The organism is Desulfovulcanus sp. (genome assembly GCF_982781345.1).
The window spans coordinates 1-2190 of record NZ_CEYAEZ010000119.1; the positions used below are offsets into that span (position 1 = coordinate 1).

1 protein-coding gene is annotated in these 2190 nt (G+C 44.4%); it reads right to left on the reverse strand.

Annotation, left to right across the window (positions count from 1 at the left end; genetic code table 11):
* Positions 1-216: 216 nt before the first annotated feature.
* A complete protein-coding gene (gene recD, locus AC3WVG_RS11450; protein WP_488798250.1) occupies positions 217-2037 on the reverse strand; it encodes an exodeoxyribonuclease V subunit alpha in 1821 nt (606 codons plus the stop codon).
* Positions 2038-2190: the final 153 nt, after the last annotated feature.

The following is a 2190-nucleotide window of genomic DNA, read 5'->3' on the forward strand; positions in this document are numbered from 1 at the left end:
AGAATGGCACAAAGTAATATTTCACTAATAAACCCCTTTATGCACAGCCCGCAAGTGAGCCTTAGATGTGTCCAATTCTTTGTTAGCATTGAAGAAAATGCGCTCGTAAATTAACTCCGAAAGTTGAGTTACTTACATTTACAACAGACAGAAACAATCTGTTTTACTCCTAAGTTGTACGATTTTTTTACAGTTTAAGAATGTCATGTTAGGTTACTACGTCTTGGATATTGCCTTGAGCCAAATTTCTTTTCGTCCTAAAACCACTATCTTCTTTTTTGCCCTGGTCACTGCGGTATAGACCAGTTCCCTGGTCAAAAGAGGAATATCCTTGGGAGGCAGGACCAAAATTACGGTATCAAACTCTGACCCCTGACTCTTGTGCACGGTCATGGCAAAAGCTGTTTGAGCGCCAACAATACGCACCGGGCTTATGGCCCTTAAATGCGCACCACTCTCATCTTGAAAATAGACCTTTGTCTGGTCCCCTATTTTCCAGGTCAAACCAATATCTCCATTAAACAACCTAAGTCCATAGTCATTTTGGGTGATCATTACCGGCCGGCGATCATACCAGCGGGACATCGGCTTTAGCCAGCCCTTGGCTTCAAAAACCTTTTCCGCCAGAAAATTCAGACCTTCCACTCCCCATATACCGTTTTTTAAAGGACACAGTATCCTGGCCCGGTTAAAGTGCGCAAAGCCTTCTTCCGGTCCACTACTCTGGCAAAACGAGTGAAAACATTTCTCTAAAATTTTTGGCAAAACCTGATTCATTTTCTGCTCATCCTCAACTTCTATCCACTGCCACTGAGCGCTGTCCTGAAAGTAAAGAACACTGGTCTGCCCTGAACGTATGGCCCGACTAATCCGGGCAATATGGGATTCATCTCCAAAGCGAAAATTCTGACGGAGCTCAACCAAGCAATCTCCTAAAAAACTCCTGTCATGCCCGTTTGGCTCGAGGCAAACATGGTCTATCCGCTTATAATCATCTCTAAATTCATTGGAAAAAGAATTTATTTCCCCCAGTGCGCAAATATCACCCATTACTGCCCCTGCCCCAACAGGAGACAACTGGTCTTTATCCCCCAGTAAAATCAGACGGCTCTCATCCCTCAAGGCTTGAACCAGTTTGGTCATCAGGGGCAAATCTACCATGGAGACCTCATCCACCACCAAAACATCTACAGGAAGAGGGTTATCTCTATTGTGTCTGAAATAGGGTGAAAACCTTTTATAACCCAGAAGACGATGGATAGTAAGGGCTTCATCCGGCAGGACATGCTTTAGTGTTTGATCCAAGCCCAGGTTTTGTTTTAACTCACTTAAGGCCTGGCTAAGCCTCTGCGCTGCCTTTCCTGTTGGCGCACACACGGCCACTTTTAAACCCGGGCCATATTGCTCGGCAAGCACGGCTAAAATCTTGACCACAGTGGTTGTTTTCCCTGTTCCGGGTCCCCCTGTGATCACACAAAGGCTTTTATACACAGAAATAAAACACGCCAGCCTCTGCCAATCAATGCCTGAAGATGGTGGAAAATACCTGTCCAGGCTCTGTTTTAGCCTGTTCAAATCAATATGCGGGGATTTTCCCTGTCCCCGTAGTTCCAGGGCACTGAACAGCTCCTGCTCATAAGAAAAATATCTTTGCCAGTACAAAAGAGTGTCATTAAGAATGAGAGGCTTAAACTGCCCGCTTTCACCCACAACCTCCCAATCTTTAAGTTTCTCAAGCCAGGTGTTTAACTCAGGCACTCGTAGTCCATCCGTAGGTCCTGCAAAAGCAGGGACCCGTAGCTCAAAGTCTGGGAAAAACTCCCCCAGCATATATAATGACTGACCGGCAATCCTGGAGAGATCCAAACAAACATGGCCCTGTTCCAATGCCTTATTAACCATAACAGCGGCCAAGGCCAGATGAAGATCATCTTTACCTGTTAAATCCAGTAAAAGCCCGGCTAGCTGAAGATCAATGGGCCTAAACAAACCTGTCTCTTTGAGAATATTTATACTTTCAAGTTCCTGGCCAAGCATTGATTCGTAATCCGTAATTAGTTTAGAGATCTAGTTGAGAGGTTAATTGGTTGAGTAGTCGCGTAAAAAATAAGTGTACTCAATTTTCTCGTATGTTTACATCCTCAAATTACTACACAATTGAAGAGTGCATTTTCTGAAATGCATTACAAA

Coding starts and splice junctions, on each gene's coding strand:
- recD (WP_488798250.1), bottom strand. CDS start 2,037: ATGCTTGGCCAGGAACTTGAAAGTATAAATATTCTCAAAGAGACAGGT.